Raw genomic sequence first — 16,876 nt, 5'->3', positions numbered from 1 at the left:
CCGATAAGCGGATACGTCGAGTCGTATCGAGTCAGCTTGATTCATTTGTTAAGACAGTCCCGTGGCGGGCAGCGTCGAGCGTCGGGTCGCGATCGAAAGCACGATCACGATCAGCCCTCAAGCCACCACGCGACACCAGTTTACGCCTGACGACCATAGCGAGCGGGTCCCACCTGACCCCATGCCGAACTCAGCAGTGAAACCGCTCAGCGCCGATGGTAGTGTGGGGCCTCCCCATGCGAGAGTAGGTCATCGTCAGGCACTTCTTCAGAAACCCCGGCCCCTGGTCGGGGTTTCGTCGTTTAGGGGCCTCCCCCGGCGCGCCGGCCGCCGGATGGTCGGCCCTCGGGGCGTCGGCCCAACCATAATCAGGCAGCTTCACCGATACCCCCAGCCACCCGGCGGGCGTATTTTTTTGCGAGGGAGAAAATTAAGGTTCTTCGCAGATCTGCGTGAAACAGGCAGGGCCGGGGAGGACAGGCAGGATAGAGAAACGGCGGTAAATCCACGTAAGCTGATATTCGCCAAAACGTCAGCCAATGGATACCGCCGTTGTCATGGATGCTACCCCGCTCTGCCTGTTCTGGAAAGGTTTCACGCCCGCTCACCATGAGGCCCTTGACCCTCAGACGCTGTTCATCCGGTTGGAGCCGGATCCTCGGGTGACCCCCGTCTGTCGTGGTTGCGACCACGCCTGCTTCCTGGTGCATGACGTGCACCGCCGGCGGGTTCAGGAGGCGCTGCTGCTGAGCTACCGGGTTGAGCTGGAAGTGCCGGTCCGGCGCCTGCGGTGCCCGGCCTGTGGGCCAACGCGGGAACGCATCGATTGGCTGCCGGGTCGATCTCCGGTCACCGACACGCTACGCCTGTGGGTGGAGCGCCTGTTGCCTCTGTTACCCATCCGACATATCGCTGAGTTGGTCGGCCTGCACTGGCATACCGTCAAGACCCTCGATAGACAACGCCTGCAGCGTGATCTGCCTACCCCGGACCCGACACGGCTGCGCCGCCTGATGATGGACGAATTCGCCCTGCACAAGGGACATCGCTACGCCACCGTCGTCGCCTGTGCCGATACTCAGCAGGTGGTATGGATCGGCGAGGGGCGTTCCCGTGAGGCGATCCGCCCGTTCTTCGAGTGGTTGGGTGATGCCCGGGAGCAGATCGAGGCAGTGGCCATGGACATGAACTCCGCCTTCGACCTGGAGGTGAAGGAGCAGTGTGATAACGCGGTGGTGGTCTACGACCTCTTTCATGTGGTGGCCAAGTACGGGCGCGAGGTCGTGGATCGGGTGCGCGTCGATCAGGCCAACCAGTTGCGGGACGACCAGGCCGCCCGCAAGGTCATCAAGAGCAGCCGCTGGCTACTGCTGCGCAATGCCGACAACTTGAAGCCCGAACAGGCGGTCAAGCTCGAAGAGCTCCTGGCCGCCAATGCCCCACTGGCCACGGTTTACGTGCTCAAGGATCAGCTCAAGACGCTCTGGTTCGCCCGGCACGAGGCCAGCGCCCGAAACGCCTGGCAGGAGTGGGCGGACATGGCCCTCGGCAGCGGCATTGACGCCTTGGAGCGCTTCGCCAGGAGGCTGGAACCCTACTTGGAAGGGATCGTCTCCAGCGCCCAGCACCGGCTAAATACCAGCGTGTTGGAAGGCATGAACAACCGGATCAAGGTCATCAAGCGAATGGCCTACGGGTACCGCGACACGGCGTACTTTTTCCTAAAAATCCGTGCCGCGTTTCCCGGCAAAGTGCGAAGAACCAAAATTAAGCCCAGCGAGTGCTGGGCTTGTGCGCTGCTACTTGTCGCTTTATCGGGCCAGGTTCCAAGCAGGTGGTTAGCGGCAAAGCGCCTCGAATGCCTCGAGCAAACTATCCATTTCATCATCGGTGCCGATGGATATACGCATGAAATCGCGCAGGGCTTCGGTATTGAAGTGCCGCACCAAGATGCCGCGCTCGCGGAGACCCACGAAAAGCTGGCCGGCATCGTAATCTTCATGACGCACCAGCAGGAAGTTGGTCTGTGAGGGTAGTACCTCGAAACCCAGCGTAGCGAGGTGTTGGCGGGTGCGTTCGCGTGTCGTGATTACCTTTTCTCGGCAGGCTTCGAAATGCGATCTGTCTGCGAGCGCGGCGACGCCGGTGGCGATGGCGATGCTGTCGATAGGGTAGGAGTTGAATGAGTTCTTGACTCGCTCCAAGCCTTCGATCAACTCGCGCGAGCCGATGGCATAGCCCAGGCGCAACCCCGCCAGGCTACGAGACTTTGAAAAGGTACCGGTGACCAGCAGGTTGGGGTAATGCCGGACCAATGGCACTACGCTCTCCCCGCCGAAATCGACGTAGGCTTCATCGACCAATACCACACTATCGCTGACCCGATCGAGCAACCCGGCAATGGCGTCTCGGCCATGACCATGGCCCGTCGGTGCGTTGGGGTTGGCAAAGATCACGCCGCCGTTTTCGCCCGTCAGCGATTCGAGGGGGACCTGCCACTGATCGCCCAACGCCACGGTGCGATACGTGATGCCATACAGGCGGCAGTAGACCGGATAAAAGCTGTAGGTGATCGCTGGCATTAGCAGCGGCCGTTGTTGGCGAAAGAATGTCTGAAAGGCCAGCGCCAGTACCTCGTCGGAACCGTTGCCGACGAAGACCTGCTCGAGTTCGACATCATGCTCGGTAGCGAGTGCCTGGCGCAGCACCGTAGCATCGGGGTCGGGATAGAGACGCAGGTGATCCGCCGGATAGTCGCGCAGAGCCTGCTCCACACCGGGCGCCGGTGGGTAAGGGTTCTCATTGGTATTCAGCTTGATCAGCCGTTCGCGTGGTTGCTCGCCCGGTACGTAGGGCGTCAGTTCACGTACTTCGGGACTCCAGAACTTGCTCATGGTCGCTCGCATCGGCAGGAACGTAATGTGTTTAATGGTGACGTGGCCGGGCGGGCCGCGCAAGCGCCGATATGTTAGGCTGCTAGCCTTTGCTCTGGCCCGACACCCATGCTCGCGAAAATTCTTTCCACATTGCTGCCGGTTTTCCTGATCGCCGGCTGCGGTACGCTCTACGGTCGTTTCCGGACGCCGGATATCCGTAGCCTCAACACGCTGAACATGGAACTCTTCGTGCCCATGTTGGTGTTCGCGGTGCTTGCCGACCGCCAGGCGCCACTCCAGGAATACGCTCGCCTGGCCTTTGCCGTTGCGGTGATCGTGCTGGGTTCGGGACTGCTGTTATGGCCCTTGGCCAAGCTGCTACGGCTCGACCTGCGTACCTTTTTGCCCCCGATGATGTTCAACAACACCGGCAACATGGGGCTGCCGCTGCTGGTCCTGGCGTTCGGTGACTCGGCCCTGCCGGCGGCGGTGGTCGTGTTCATCATCGAAATGCTGCTGCACTTCTCGGTGGGGTTGTACATCCTCAATCCACACACGCCGCTATGGCGCATGCTGCGCATGCCGATCGTGCTCGCTAGCCTGGCTGGGTTGGGCGTGAACCTCGGCGGCGTGCCATTGCCCGGTTGGTTACTCGAGGCAATGAACATGCTGGGCGGCGTAAGCATACCGCTGATGTTGTTCGCGCTGGGCGTACGCATGCTTGATGTCGACTTCCGCGACTGGAAGACCGGCGTGCTAGGCGCCGTCGCCTGCCCGGCCAGTGGCCTGATACTCGCCTGGCCGCTGATTACCTGGCTGGATCTGCAGGGCATGCAGGCCGCGGCACTTTGGGTCTTCGCCGCCTTGCCACCCGCGGTGCTCAATTACCTGCTTGCCGAACAGTACCGCCAGGAGCCGCACAGCGTGGCTTCTCTAGTGCTGATCGGTAACCTCGGTAGCTTGGTCGTAATGCCGATCGTGCTGGCATGTATTTTCGCTATGGGTAGCGGTTGAGAGAAACAATGAGTTAGCAACTTGATTAGTCGTCTAACGAACTCCACCTTTGTCCCATGTTCGATTCGAAGTCGGGTTAAAGGAGAAACGGATGCCATTCGATAAGCTGCTTTCACCACTCAAACTGGGCCGCGTCGAGCTGCCCAATCGCGTGCTCATGGCACCGCTGACGCGGGCTCGAACGCCGGATAGCGTGCCCGGCGAGCTGCAGGCCAGCTATTATGCGCAGCGTGCCGGCGCCGGGCTGATCATCAGCGAGGCAACCAACATCTCGCCGACTGCGCGAGGCTACGTGCATACGCCGGGCATTTACACCGATGCCCAGGAGGCCGGGTGGAAGAGGGTTGTCGACGCGGTCCACCGAGCCGGTGGGCGCCTGGCTCTGCAACTCTGGCACGTGGGCCGTGTCTCGCATGAAATGGTCCAGCCCGACGGCCGACAGCCGGTTGCGCCCAGTGCGTTGCGTGGCGAAGGCGCCCAATGCTACGTCGAGTTCGAGGACGGTAGTACTGGGCGACACCCCGCCAGTACGCCGCGCGCGCTCGAAACACAGGAAATTCCCGCATTGGTCGATGACTATCGACAGGCAGCCAGGCGTGCCAAGCGCGCCGGCTTCGACATGCTCGAGATCCACGCGGCCAACGCCTATCTGCTTCAGCAGTTCATGGCCACCGGCTCGAATGAGCGCAGCGATCGTTATGGTGGCAACGTGATCAATCGCGCCCGCCTAGTGCTGGAAGTCGTCGATGCGGTCAGCGAAGTGATGGGCGCCGATCGTGTCGGCATTCGCCTGTCGCCGTTCATCGAGATATTCGGGCTGTCCGATGACGAACCCGAGGCGATGATGCATTATCTGGCTGAGCAGCTGTCGTTGCGCAAAATCGCCTACATGCATGTCAACGAGCCAGACTGGACCGGTGAAGGGCCACGCTTGAGCGACGAGTTCCGGCGCGACCTGCGCGATCGCTTCCGCGGCACGCTGATCTACTGTGGCCATTACACCGCCGAGCGTGCCGAGCGGCTAATCGCCGATGGCCTGGGCGACGCCGCCGCCTTTGGCCGGCCGTATATCGCCAATCCCGACCTGGTCGAGCGCTTTCGCCGCGAGGCGCCGCTCAACGAGCCGCAGCCCGAGACGTTCTATGGCGGCGGCGGTGAAGGGTACACCGATTATCCGACGCTGGATTGAGTCAGATGCCCGAGGTGCTATCCTCGGGCGTTGCTTGCCGCTATCCTGTAGATCAGGAAGCCGCACTAGCGGCCCTAGGCCCATTGGTTAGGAGGACTCACATGCAGATCAGGACGTTGCTGGCCGGTTGTGCGATGCTCGCTACGCTGGCCGGTTGTGCCACCGGCGCCCAGCAAGGCGAAGCGCCCGACACGATGGCTGCCGAGGAACAGGCGACTGTCTATCAGGGCACGCTACCGTGTCGCAACTGTGCGGGGATAGATTTGGAGGTCGCCTTGCAGGGCGATGAGCAGGCGAGCGATGCCGAACGCACCTTCGATCTTGAAGCCAGCTATCGCGAGCATCCACAGAATCCCCCGGTCGAGCGCTATCAAGGCCAATGGAGTGTGTTGAGTGGGACGGCTACCGATCCCTCGGCCACGGTCTATGAACTGACACCGCAAGGCGAGGGCCAGGTCTATTACTTCCTCAAGCTCGACGCCAACACCCTCGAATTGATCGACCCGCAACGTCGGCGCTTCGAGAACGGTGAAATGCTGCGCTTGCAGCGCCAATAGTTTCAGCGTCGACGATAGCATCGCCAGGGGCGGCCAATGGGCCGCCCCTGGCGTTTTTATGATCGCTGTATGGGTAGCTGGTAAACTGTCGATAACAGGCATGGAGACCAAGCCGCAATGGCGAAAGCGAAGAGCGCCTTCGTATGTACCGAATGTGGTAGCGAATACACGAAATGGCAGGGCCAATGCGCGAGCTGCCGCGAGTGGAACACCCTAAGCGAAGTTCGTCTGGGTTCGCCGCGAGTCGGCGGCGGACCATCGACCAGTGGCCGTAGCGGTTATGCGGGCATCGTTTCGCGTCAGGTGGTCGATCTTGGTGCGGTGGATTTGTCCGAGGTACCGCGACTGTCCTCGACCTTCGAGGAGTTCGACCGGGTGCTGGGCGGCGGCCTGGTGCCCGGCTCGGCGGTGCTGTTGGGTGGCAACCCCGGTGCCGGCAAGTCGACGCTGTTGTTGCAGGTGGCTTGCAAGCTGGCCCAGCAGCGTCGCGTGCTTTACGTCACCGGTGAGGAGTCGCTGTCGCAGGTGGCGATGCGCGCACATCGCCTGCAACTGCCGGTGCAAGGGCTCAAGATGCTGGCCGAAACCAGCGTCGAGACGATCCTCGGCGTCGCCGAGCGCGAACGTCCCGAGGTGCTGATCATCGACTCCATCCAGACCATGCATCTCGAGGATATCGCCTCGGCGCCGGGCGGCGTGGCCCAGGTGCGCGAGTCGGCCAGCGCGCTGACGCGCTTCGCCAAGCAGACCGACACCGTGCTGCTGCTGGTCGGTCACGTGACCAAGGATGGCACCTTGGCCGGCCCCAAGGTGCTCGAGCACATGATCGACGCCTCGTTGCTGCTCGAGGGCGGCGCCGACTCGCGCTTTCGCACCCTGCGCGGGCAGAAGAACCGCTTTGGCGCGGTCAATGAATTGGGTGTGTTCGCGATGCTCGAACATGGCCTGAAGGAAGTGAAGAACCCCAGCGCGATCTTCCTGTCACGCGCCGAGGAGCAGGCGCCGGGTAGTTTGGTGATGGTGGTCTGGGAGGGCACCCGGCCGATTCTCGTCGAGGTGCAGGCGCTGCTCGACGATTCGCCGCTGGGCAACCCACGGCGCGTGGCAGTGGGGCTCGACCCCAACCGCTTGGCCATGTTGCTGGCGGTGCTGCATAAGCACGGTGGCTTGTTCAGCGGCGACCAGGATGTTTTTCTCAACGTGGTGGGTGGCGTCAAGGTGCTCGAAACCAGCGCCGATCTGGCGGTACTGCTGGCGGTGGTGTCGAGTCTGCAAAACCGCTCGTTGCCGCGTGAGCTGGTGGTATTCGGCGAGGTTGGCCTGTCGGGCGAGATCCGCCCGGTGCCGAGCGGCCAGGAGCGCATCGTCGAAGCCGCCAAGCATGGCTTTACGCGGGCCATCGTACCGCGTGGCAACGCACCCAAGACCTCGCCCGCCGGTATGCAGGTGATCGCTGTCGACAAGCTCGCCGAGGCGATCGAAGCGTTATGAATCACGGCAAGCGTTTGCGTGAGCCCACAATTTCGACCGCAAGGAGGACTTCATGAGCGCCATTCGATTGACGCAATACAGCCACGGCGCCGGCTGTGGCTGCAAGATCGCTCCCGATGTCCTCGATGGAATTCTGGCCAAGGCCGGTCCGGGTGCCAGCAACTCCCGATTGATCGTCGGCAACCAGGGGCGCGAGGACGCCGCCGTCTACGATCTGGGCGACGGACGCGGCATGATCGCCACCACCGATTTCTTCATGCCGATCGTCGACGATCCGTTCGATTTCGGGCGTATCGCCGCCACCAACGCGATCAGCGATGTTTACGCCATGGGCGGCACGCCGGTGATGGCGCTAGGCATCCTCGGCTGGCCGCTGGATAAGCTGGGTACCGATATTGCCGGCGACGTGCTTGCCGGCGCCCAAGCGGTATGCCGTGAATTGGGCCTGGCGTTGGCTGGTGGGCATTCCATCGATGCGCCCGAGCCGATCTTCGGCCTGTCGGTCAACGGTTTGATCGACCTCGAACATCTCAAATTGAACAAGGGCGCCCAGCCTGGCGACCTGCTTTACCTGACCAAGCCGCTCGGCGTGGGGATATTGACCACCGCCGAGAAACAGGGCCTGCTCAAGGCCGGCCACCATGGCCTGGCGCGCGAGACCATGCTGATGTCCAATGTCATCGGCACCGAGCTGGCACGGGTCTCGGGCGTGCATGCGATGACCGATGTCACCGGCTTTGGTCTCGCCGGGCATCTCGCCGAGGTGTGTGCCGCCAGCGGCGTCAAGGCGCGTGTCGACTACAAACGCCTGCCGCGTTTGGCCGAGGCCGAGGCCTATCGTCGCCAGGGCGCGGTGCCCGGCGGCAGCGCGCGTAACCGCCAGGCACTGGGCGCCAGGCTACCGGCCATGGATGAGGCCCATTGGCAGTGGCTGTGCGATCCGCAGACCTCGGGTGGGCTATTGTTGGCGGTGCATCCTTCCTGGGCCGACGATATCGAGCGCATCGGTCGCGCCCATGACCTGCGTCTCGAGCCCTTCGGCGAATGCCTCAAGGCCGAAGGCGAGGCGCTGATCGAGGTGCGCGGGTGAGTCTGCCACTGGTCGAGCCGGATCTCGATCTGCTGCGCCAAGGGCGCGTGCTGATCGACGTGCGCGCGCCGGTGGAGTTCGCCCAAGGCGCGTTGCCTGGCGCGATAAACCTGCCGCTGATGGATGACGAGGAGCGTCACCTCATCGGCATTCGCTACAAGGAGCAGGGCCAACAGGCGGCCATCGAGTTGGGCAATCGCCTGGTGGCCGGTGGACTCAGGCAGGCGCGTATCGCCGCTTGGCAGCGATCGATAGCCGCGCATCCCGATGCGCTCATTTACTGTTTTCGTGGCGGACTGCGTTCGCAAACCGCCCAGCAATGGCTGTTCGACGCCGGTATCGAGCGGCCACGCATTCGCGGTGGCTGGAAGGCCATGCGCCAAGCGCTGTGCGCGCGCATCGATGCTGCGGCCGAACGGCCTTTGCTGGTAATCGGCGGCCTCACCGGCTGTGCCAAGACCGAACTCATCCAGCGCCTGAAGGGCGGAGTGGATCTCGAGGCCTGCGCCCGCCACAAGGGCTCGGCGTTCGGGCGGCATCCCTTGCCGGCGCCTGCGCAGATCGACTTCGAGCACGCGATCGGGCGACGCTTGCTGGACGTGCCCGGGGCCTGCGTGGTCGAGGACGAATCGCGCCATATCGGCGTAGCGAACATTCCCCTGACGTTCTGGCGCGCCATGGAGCAGGCGCCTCGCGTGCGCGTGGAGATGCCCCTCGACTGGCGCCTGGCGCGTATCCACAAGGATTATATCGAGGATCTATGGGCGGTCTATCGGGGCCAATACGGCGAATGGCTGGGCTGGGCGCTGATGCGTAAGCAACTCTCGGGGGCGCTGGCGCGACTCAAGAAGCGCCTGGGCAACGCCCGGCTGGCGCGGCTGGCACGCTTGCAGGAACTGGCCTTCCGCGAACACCAGCGCGGCAATCCACAGGCGCATGAGGCTTGGCTGGCGCCGCTGCTGACCGAATATTACGATCCGCTCTATCGTCACCAACTGGAAAAGCACACCCAGACCTTTTTGCATGTCGGCGACTGGGACAGTTGCCTGGCGTTCGCGCGCGAGTGGCAGGCGCCTGGCGGTTCGTCAGTTGGCGGTACTCGCCAGCCAGCGCACCAGCACGCGGTCGAGTAGCGCGGCGAGGTGGTCGAAGCGCCGTGGATCGGCGAAAATCTCATCACGGTTCTGCACGAAGGGGCCGGCTGTTTGCAGCGACTCGGGGGCATGCTCGACCAGGGCGGCGGCGCTGGCATCGGTGACCTCGAGCCGGCATTGCAGGCCGATCACCCGGCCGGCGTCCCAGGCGAAGCCCTGAACGGGGCTCGCCGCGCTGGAACCCAGCGGCAGTGCGTCGTCTGGCAGGCCGAAGATGGTGCGATGCCAATGGAACGCCTCGAAGCGCTCGGGCAGGTCGAAAGGGCTCTCGGGGGCGAGAGTGACGCTGTGCCAGCCGGTTTCGGCGTGGGTGCCCGGGGAAACGACTGCGCCCAGCCCGGCGGCAAGCAGTTGCGCGCCCATGCCGATGCCGAGTACGGGCTTGCCGCTTTTCAGCGCGCGGGCGAGCAGTTTCTTCTCGCGCTTGAGCCAAGGGTAACGCTCGCTATCGTCGATGTCTTGGTAGCCGTCTAGCACGATCAGCGCATCGCAGTCCTCGAGACGTGGCGGCGCCTCATCGGCATACAGATGACAGACGTTATGACTATGGCCCATGCCGGTCAGCCAGTCGGTCAGACGAGCAGGGCCATCGTAGGCGGTGTGCTGGAGGAAGTAGATATGCATGATGTTGTCATGATGAATAAGCCCGACGGCGGCGTCCAGTGTCGTCGACTGGCCTGATATCGGGAAGCAACCATGGCGAAACCTGAACTGCTGGAGCAGATATACACCATCGTCGCGCAGATTCCCGAAGGGCGGGTGACGACCTATGGCCGGGTGGCGAAAATGACCGAGGGCGCCACGCCGCGCATGGTCGGCAGTGCCATGCGGCACCTGCCGAGTGGCCACGGCTTGCCCTGGCACCGGGTGATCAATGCCAGCCTCGCGGTTACCGAGCATGGTGGCGCGGTGCGCCAGCGCGAGAAGCTGCGCGGCGAAGGCGTGGCGTTCGATAAACGTGGCCGCGTCAATTCCGAATTGCTATGGCCATGAGCTCTCTGTCATGGCTTTTCTCGATCAAGGAGTCGCTATGAGCGAAACGCCCCAGGCGGGTTTCAAGGCCCGCCTGCGCCGATTGGACAAGCGTCAGCAACTGGCCTTCATGGCCACGCTGTGCGAACGCTTGTTCCCCAACTATGCGTTGTACGTGCAGATGACCGGCCAGGGCGATGTGCATCGCCTGCGGGTGATTCTCGATCTGGTGTGGGAGGCGTTGCAGGTTCGCGATGCGCGTATCGATTTCGCCCTCCAAGCCACCAAGCTGGCCGAGCTCGAGCCTCCCATTGATGATGACAGCTTCGGTGCGCGGCGTGCCGTGGAAACCGTGGTGGCGCTGACGGCGCTGCTCGATGCCTTGCAAGGCGACGCTCCCGAGGCGCCGCGCGAGGTTAGCCAGGTATCGCGTAACGGCGTGCAGGCCTTCATCGAGATGACCGAAGGCAGCGATAGCGATGGCGCCGAACAGAACGCCGCGCGCCTGCGTGCTCATCCGCTGATGGATGACGAGCACGACTTCCAGGCGGCGGCACTCGAGGCGGCCGACGTTGAGCTGGAGCGCGAGACGCTCAAGGCACTACGCCGGCTGGGCCACAATGAAGGCATCAGCAACCTGGGCTTGAACCTGGACTGACTGTTTAATCGGGGCCGGCTACAGGCGCATCTCGATGCCGTGCTCGGCCATGTAGCGCTTGGCATCGGGAATGGTGTATTCGCCGAAGTGGAAGATACTGGCTGCCAGCACCGCGTCGGCGGCGCCCTTGAGCACGCCCTCGACCAGATGATCGAGATTGCCGACCCCGCCCGAGGCGATCACCGGCACGGGCACCGCATCGGAAATGGCGCGGGTCACGCCCAGGTCGAAGCCTGACTTGGTGCCATCGCGGTCCATGCTGGTCAGCAACAGTTCGCCGGCCCCGTAATCGACCATCTTGCGAGCCCAGTCGATAGCATCGAGCCCGGTGGGCTTGCGCCCGCCATGGGTGAAGATTTCCCAGCGCGGCGGCTCGTGCTCGGCCGAGACGCGCTTGGCGTCGATGGCGACGACGATGCACTGGCTGCCGAAGCGCTCGGCGGCTTCGCGCACGAAATCGGGATTGACCACCGCGGCGGTGTTGATCGATACCTTGTCGGCGCCGGCATTGAGCATGGTGCGAATATCGTCGCAGGTGCGGATGCCGCCACCCACGGTCAGCGGAATGAATACCTCGCCGGCGATACGCTCGACCATCTCCACCGTGGTATCGCGATCCTGGTGGCTGGCGGTGATATCGAGAAAGGTGATCTCATCGGCGCCCTGCTGGTTATAGCGCTTGGCGATCTCCACCGGGTCGCCGGCGTCGCGGATGCCGACGAAGTTGACACCCTTGACCACCCGCCCGGCGTCGACGTCGAGACAGGGGATGATGCGCTTGGCCAATCCCATGATCAGTTCCTCCCGCTTGACGTGTCGCCCAGCTCATCGCATAGCCGCTGCGCTTCGGTAACATCCAGGCTGCCCTCATAGATGGCGCGCCCGGTGATGGCGCCGAGAATGCCTTGATCGGCGACCCGGGCGAGGCCGCGGATGTCGTCGAGATCGGTCACCCCGCCCGAGGCGATCACCGGCAGGCCGCCCTCGCGAGCCAGCTCGACGGTGGCCTCGATATTGACGCCCTGCATCATGCCGTCGCGGGCGATGTCGGTATAGACGATCGAAGACACGCCGTCATCGGCGAAGCGCTTGGCCAGATCGGTGGCCTTCAGGGTCGAAACCTCGGCCCAGCCGTCGGTGGCCACGTATCCGTCGCGGGCATCGAGCCCAACGATCACGTGGCCGGCGAACAGACGGCACATTTCGCTGACGAAAGCCGGCTGCTTGACCGCCTGGGTGCCGATGATCACATAGGAAACGCCGGCGGCCAGATAGTGCTCGATGGTATGCGCGCTGCGAATGCCGCCGCCGATCTGGATCGGCAGGTCGGGGTAGGCGCGGGCGATGGCGGTGACTGCCTCGCCATTGACCGGCTGGCCTGCGAAGGCGCCGTTGAGATCCACCAGGTGCAAGCGCCGGGCGCCGGTCTCGACCCAGCGCGCGGCCATGGCCACCGGGTCGTCGCCATAGCTCGTGGCGTCGTCCATGCGGCCCTGTTTCAAACGAACGCATTGGCCATCCTTGAGATCGATGGCGGGGATAACCAGCATATCCTGTCCTCGTTGGCACGGGCGCTTATGCGGCCGTGAAATCCAGCGTTTGGTGTTCTTGGTCGGTTGGGCGTATCGGGCGCAGTATTGGGCGCCTTTAAACAGCGGGAGCCCAATTAACGAAATTCTCGAGCAGGCGCAGCCCGGCGTCGGCGCTCTTCTCGGGATGGAACTGCACCGCGAACACCGCCTCGCGGCCGGTGGCGACATGCGCCTCGACGTTGCCGTAACGGGTCGTGCCGAACACCTCGCCGTCACGCTCGGCATCCACGTAGTAGCTGTGCACGAAGTAAAAGCGTGCGCCATCGTCGATGCCATCCCACAGGGCATGGTCGTGACGCTGGGTAACCTGGTTCCAGCCCATGTGCGGCACCTTGAGGCGCGTGTCGTCTTCGGCATGCATGTTCAGGCTGTAATGGCGCACCCTGCCGGGCAGAAAACCCAGGCATTCGATGCCGCCGTTCTCCTCGCTGGCATCCATCAGCATCTGCTGGCCGACGCAGATGCCCAGCAATGGCTTGGCCTGCGAGGCGAGCAACTCATCGACCAGGCCACGCAGCTCGGTGCGTTCGAGTTCGCCCATGCAATCGCGAATGGCGCCCTGGCCAGGCAGCACGAGCCGCGTGGCGCCACGAATGGAGCGCGAATCGCGGGTGATCACCACGTTCTCATGGGTGACATGCTCCAGTGCCTTGGCCACGGAGTGCAAATTACCCATGCCATAGTCGATGACGGCGATCGTCATGCTCGCTCCTCACGGTTGATCATCACAGGCTGCCCTTGGTGGACGGCATCCGACCGGCCATTCGCGGATCGTTTTCCACCGCCATGCGCAAGGCGCGGCCGAAGGCCTTGAAGATGGTTTCGGCCTGATGGTGGGCATTGAAGCCCTTGAGGTTGTCGATGTGCAGCGTCACGCGGGCATGGTTGGCGAAGCCCTGGAAGAATTCCCAGAACAGCTGGGTATCCAGGCGACCGATGGCGCCACGCGTGAATTCGACATTCATGAACAGCCCGGGGCGCCCGGAGAAATCGATCACCACGCGTGACAGCGCTTCATCGAGTGGCACGTAGGCATGGCCATAACGACGAATGCCGCGCTTGTCGCCAATCGCCTTGTCGAAGGCCTGGCCGAGGGTGATGCCCAGGTCCTCGACGGTGTGGTGATCGTCGATATGCAAATCGCCCTTGGCCACGATGTCCAGGTCGATGAGGCCATGGCGTGCGATCTGATCGAGCATATGATCGAGAAACGGCACGCCGGTCTCGGCGTTGAAGTGACCCTGGCCGTCAAGGTTCACGCTGACCGTGATTTGGGTTTCCGAGGTGTCACGCGACACCGTGGCGATGCGCTCGGGCATGTCCGGGCTTTCCATCCAGCTTCTCCATCCAGAGGGGCGACCATCCAGACTTGGCCATCCAGGCGTTGGCGCTTTCCCAACGTAATCTGACATTATAGAGAATCGTCATGCCCATCCGCTACAATGCGGAACAAAGACGGGGGCTATGACGGCACCGTCCCGGCCAAGGGAGACGATGCATGCCGGTAACGTTGGAGGAAATCGACCACGCACGCTGGACAGCGGATGCCCAAGCGAATGTCGATCTGTCACGTATCTACCAGGATGCGCCGCCCGATCGTCTGCCACTGGCGGTTGAGGATTTCGTGCGCGCCCACCTCGAGAGTGGCGGGGTATTTTGCTGCGCGCTATTCAACGACCGGCTGCTGGGCGCGGTTCGCGTGTACAAGGAACCGGGCGCCTGGTGGTTGTCGCATTTTTGCGTGCGCAAGACCACGCGCCGGCGTGGCGTGGGCTCGCGACTGCTGGCGCTGGTCGCTGAAACGGCACGCGAGGGAAACAGCGCGCTGCGTGTGGAGGCCAGCCATCTGCAAATGGAGGATCAATTGTTGCTGGCGCGTCTTGGCTATCGACTCGAGGTGAGTGGCTCTTATTTTGAACTCAATCCGTTAGCGTCAGGAGGATGCCAATGAAAAGGCTGATGCGAATGTTGCTGGCCACGATCGGGGTATTGGGTCTGGTGGTGGTGGGTGCCGTGGTTTACGTCACCACCTTCTTCGACCCCAATGACCTCAAGCCCCGACTGATCGAGGCGGTGCAGCAGCAAAGCGGCCTGGAATTGGCATTGGAGGGTCCGCTGAACTGGTCGTTCTACCCACGACTGGGGGTCAGCGTCGAAGATGCGCGCGCCTGGCTGCCGCAGCAGCCGCATGATCAATCCTCTTTCGCGGCGATCGAGCGAGCCGAAGTCAGCCTGGCCTTTGCACCGCTACTGTCTGGTGAAATCGCCATCGATGGCCTGACATTGACCGGCATGCGTCTCAATCTGGTACGCGACGAACAGGGTCGCGGCAACTGGGAGGTGCTGCTGGAGCGCCTCAACAAGCAAGGCGAGCAAGCCGAAGCCGCCCTGGCGCCGGCATCCGCCGGCCCCTCGATGCAAGGCGGCGGCCCCGATGTGGCGCTGGATATCGCCAGCGTGCAGGTGCGCGACAGCGAGGTGCATTACGCCGACCTGCGCAGTGGTCTCGACGTTAGCGTGAAAGAGCTTTCGCTCACCGGAACCAACGTCAATCCGGCCAATGCCTTTCCGCTCGAGGCCAGCTTCGTGATCGACAGCGCCGCGCCCAGCCTGACCAGCGATGTCAGCCTGCAAAGTCAGGTGCGCCTGAGCCTCAACGATAACCGCTACGTGCTCGAAGGATTGACGCTGGAAACGCAGACCCACCTGGCCGGACTCGAAGACCGTGAACAGACGATCTCGCTCGAGGCCGAGCGGGCGGTCGCCGAGCTTGGTAGCGGCCATTACCTCCTCGAAGGAGCCCAGCTCAATGCCAGCCTGGATCACCCGGCATTGGGTGAAAGCCCGTTGCCCTTGGGCCTGACGCTGGCCGCCGAGGCCGATCTCGAAGCACAGACCGCGCGGGTCAGCGATCTGCGGCTGAGCGGCGACAATGGCCTGGAGTTGACTGGCAAGCTGTCGTTCACTGAATTGCTGACGACGCCCAGCTATACCGGACAGGTCAAGCTCGCGCCGCTGTCGTTGCGGCCTTGGCTGGAGCGCTTCGGCGTCGCATTGAACACGGCCAATGACGAAGCGCTGAGCGAAGTGGCCATCGTCAGCCCCATCGAGGGCGATCTCGAGCAGGCCACATTGACCGACCTGACCCTGACCGTCGACGACACCACCTTCACCGGACGTTTGGGAGCGGGGCTGGGCGGCCGGTCGCTGACCTTCGACCTGCAGGGCGATCGACTCGACCTGGACGCCTATTTACCGCCACCGGTGGAAGGCGCCGAAGCGCCGGCGGATGACAGTGCCGCGCTGCTCGAAGTACTCGGCGTGGCGCCGGCTTATGCGGCCACCGAGGCGGCTGAACTGGTGCCGGTAGAGGCGCTGCGCAATCTGAGCCTGGATGGCCAACTGGCGCTCGACGAGCTCAAGGTCAAGGGCATTACCCTGTTGAGCCCAACGCTGGCGATTGCCGGCAGCGATGGCCGCCATCGGCTGGAGAGCTTCGATGCCCGACTCTACGATGGCACGCTCAATGTCACGGCCGCCCTGGATGTGCGCGAAAAGCCGATCCGCTGGCGCTTCAGCGAAGCGCTCGACAACGTGCAGATCGTGCCGCTGGTCGAAGCGTATAGCGGCGAGCCATCGCCGCTGCGTGGCCTGCTGACGCTCAACGGCGAGTTCACCTCGCAAACTAGCGCGGCGGATACGCTGCTGCGCAACCTCGACGGCCAGGCGAACCTGCATGTCGACGACGGCGCTGTATTCGATGTCAACGTCTCGCAGGAACTATGTACCGCCGTGGCCATGCTCGAAGGCGAATCGGCAAGCCGCGAGTGGAGCCCGGACACGAGCTTCGAGCGACTCGAGGCCAGTGTCACGGTGACCGATGGCGTGGCCCGCAACGACGACCTGCTGATCACGATTCCCGGCATCGAGCTGAGTGGCGAAGGGCAGCTCAACCTGCCGACGCAGCGTTTCGCCTACGATGCTCGGGCGCGTTTCGTCGATACCGCCGATGCGGCCTGTGAGGTCAATCCGCGCCTCGAGCGTGTGCCGCTGCCAGTGCATTGCGAGGGCATGCTATCCGGCGAGCCATCGCAGTGGTGCAGCTTCGACCGCGAGGCCTTTCAGCAGGCGCTGGGCGAGCTGGCGAAAGACGAACTCAAGAGCGAAGCCGTCGAGCGTATCGGCGAAGAACTCGACGAACGAGTGGGCGAAGAAACTTCCAAGGAACTCAAGGATGCACTTCGTGGTCTATTTGAATGAGCACCATAGCAAGCCAGTCTCTG

Annotated in this window: 16 protein-coding genes, 1 rRNA gene and 1 pseudogene; 12 read left to right on the top strand and 6 right to left on the bottom strand. The window is 63.3% G+C overall.

The annotated features are described in order from the left end of the window. Positions 1-145 precede the first annotated feature (145 nt). Both rrf and BLR92_RS16785 read left to right on the top strand, forming a co-directional pair. Positions 146-261, top strand: a 5S ribosomal RNA gene (rrf, locus tag BLR92_RS16790). A gap of 296 nt (positions 262-557) precedes the next feature. After that, positions 558-1,757: pseudogene (locus BLR92_RS16785) on the top strand (ISL3 family transposase); the annotation flags it as partial. Between the two features lie 81 nt (positions 1,758-1,838). On the opposite strand, the gene hisC reads toward BLR92_RS16785, so the two are convergent. Beyond that, positions 1,839-2,894 (bottom strand): histidinol-phosphate transaminase, encoded by a 1,056-nt coding sequence (hisC, locus tag BLR92_RS16780; protein ID WP_089730425.1) that lies wholly within the window; start codon positions 2,892-2,894, stop codon positions 1,839-1,841. Between the two features lie 108 nt (positions 2,895-3,002). Between hisC and BLR92_RS16775 the strand changes: the two genes are divergently transcribed. From BLR92_RS16775 to mnmH, 6 genes are all read left to right on the top strand, one after another. Then, on the top strand, positions 3,003-3,890 hold the full coding sequence (locus tag BLR92_RS16775; RefSeq protein ID WP_089730424.1) for an AEC family transporter: 888 nt from the start codon (positions 3,003-3,005) through the stop codon (positions 3,888-3,890). Between the two features lie 91 nt (positions 3,891-3,981). Beyond that, positions 3,982-5,079 carry an alkene reductase gene (locus tag BLR92_RS16770; protein ID WP_089730423.1) on the top strand — a complete coding sequence of 366 codons (1,098 nt, stop codon included), beginning with the start codon at positions 3,982-3,984 and terminating at the stop codon, positions 5,077-5,079. A 101-nt stretch (positions 5,080-5,180) separates the two neighbouring features. Beyond that, positions 5,181-5,636, top strand: coding sequence for a copper resistance protein NlpE N-terminal domain-containing protein (locus tag BLR92_RS16765; RefSeq protein WP_089730422.1), 456 nt, complete (start codon positions 5,181-5,183; stop codon positions 5,634-5,636). 117 nt (positions 5,637-5,753) lie between these two features. Next, positions 5,754-7,127, top strand: a complete 1,374-nt coding sequence (radA, locus tag BLR92_RS16760; protein WP_089730421.1) for a DNA repair protein RadA — start codon at positions 5,754-5,756, stop codon at positions 7,125-7,127. Positions 7,128-7,179: 52 nt separating this feature from the next. Further along, positions 7,180-8,217, top strand: coding sequence for a selenide, water dikinase SelD (selD, locus tag BLR92_RS16755; RefSeq protein ID WP_089730420.1), 1,038 nt, complete (start codon positions 7,180-7,182; stop codon positions 8,215-8,217). Further along, positions 8,214-9,350 (top strand): tRNA 2-selenouridine(34) synthase MnmH, encoded by a 1,137-nt coding sequence (gene mnmH / locus BLR92_RS16750; protein WP_175488840.1) that lies wholly within the window; start codon positions 8,214-8,216, stop codon positions 9,348-9,350. The genes selD and mnmH overlap by 4 nt, the downstream gene beginning before the upstream one ends. Here the strand turns inward: mnmH and BLR92_RS16745 are convergent. After that, a complete protein-coding gene (locus BLR92_RS16745) occupies positions 9,303-9,995 on the bottom strand; it encodes a type 1 glutamine amidotransferase (RefSeq protein ID WP_089730418.1) in 693 nt (230 codons plus the stop codon). The genes mnmH and BLR92_RS16745 overlap by 48 nt on opposite strands. Positions 9,996-10,067: 72 nt before the next feature. Between BLR92_RS16745 and BLR92_RS16740 the strand changes: the two genes are divergently transcribed. Both BLR92_RS16740 and BLR92_RS16735 read left to right on the top strand, forming a co-directional pair. Beyond that, complete coding sequence (locus BLR92_RS16740; protein ID WP_089730417.1) at positions 10,068-10,364, top strand: MGMT family protein; 297 nt, start codon at positions 10,068-10,070, stop codon at positions 10,362-10,364. A 37-nt stretch (positions 10,365-10,401) separates the two neighbouring features. After that, positions 10,402-11,001: a YjaG family protein gene (locus BLR92_RS16735; RefSeq protein WP_089730416.1), complete on the top strand. Its 600-nt coding sequence runs from the start codon at positions 10,402-10,404 to the stop codon at positions 10,999-11,001. 18 nt (positions 11,002-11,019) lie between these two features. Here the strand turns inward: BLR92_RS16735 and hisF are convergent, their stop codons facing one another. The 4 genes from hisF to hisB all read right to left on the bottom strand — a co-directional run bounded on the left by hisF (position 11,020) and on the right by hisB (position 13,912). Continuing rightward, positions 11,020-11,793 (bottom strand): imidazole glycerol phosphate synthase subunit HisF, encoded by a 774-nt coding sequence (hisF, locus tag BLR92_RS16730; RefSeq protein WP_089730415.1) that lies wholly within the window; start codon positions 11,791-11,793, stop codon positions 11,020-11,022. Between the two features lie 2 nt (positions 11,794-11,795). Next, positions 11,796-12,551 carry a 1-(5-phosphoribosyl)-5-[(5-phosphoribosylamino)methylideneamino]imidazole-4-carboxamide isomerase gene (gene hisA, locus BLR92_RS16725; RefSeq protein WP_089730414.1) on the bottom strand — a complete coding sequence of 252 codons (756 nt, stop codon included), beginning with the start codon at positions 12,549-12,551 and terminating at the stop codon, positions 11,796-11,798. A 97-nt stretch (positions 12,552-12,648) separates the two neighbouring features. Further along, a complete protein-coding gene (gene hisH, locus BLR92_RS16720) occupies positions 12,649-13,296 on the bottom strand; it encodes an imidazole glycerol phosphate synthase subunit HisH (protein ID WP_089730413.1) in 648 nt (215 codons plus the stop codon). 22 nt (positions 13,297-13,318) lie between these two features. Beyond that, on the bottom strand, positions 13,319-13,912 hold the full coding sequence (gene hisB / locus BLR92_RS16715) for an imidazoleglycerol-phosphate dehydratase HisB (protein ID WP_089730438.1): 594 nt from the start codon (positions 13,910-13,912) through the stop codon (positions 13,319-13,321). Between the two features lie 179 nt (positions 13,913-14,091). Between hisB and BLR92_RS16710 the strand changes: the two genes are divergently transcribed. Then, positions 14,092-14,544 carry an acetyl-CoA sensor PanZ family protein gene (locus tag BLR92_RS16710; protein WP_089730412.1) on the top strand — a complete coding sequence of 151 codons (453 nt, stop codon included), beginning with the start codon at positions 14,092-14,094 and terminating at the stop codon, positions 14,542-14,544. Further along, entirely contained in the window at positions 14,541-16,853 is a 2,313-nt protein-coding gene (locus BLR92_RS16705; RefSeq protein ID WP_089730411.1) for an AsmA family protein, read from the top strand. Before BLR92_RS16710 ends, BLR92_RS16705 begins: the two co-directional genes overlap by 4 nt. Positions 16,854-16,876 lie beyond the last annotated feature (23 nt).

Origin of the sequence: Modicisalibacter muralis, from assembly GCF_900102945.1 — a bacterium.
Lineage (GTDB): Bacteria > Pseudomonadota > Gammaproteobacteria > Pseudomonadales > Halomonadaceae > Modicisalibacter > Modicisalibacter muralis.
This window is presented reverse-complemented; position numbering and strand designations above follow the sequence as displayed.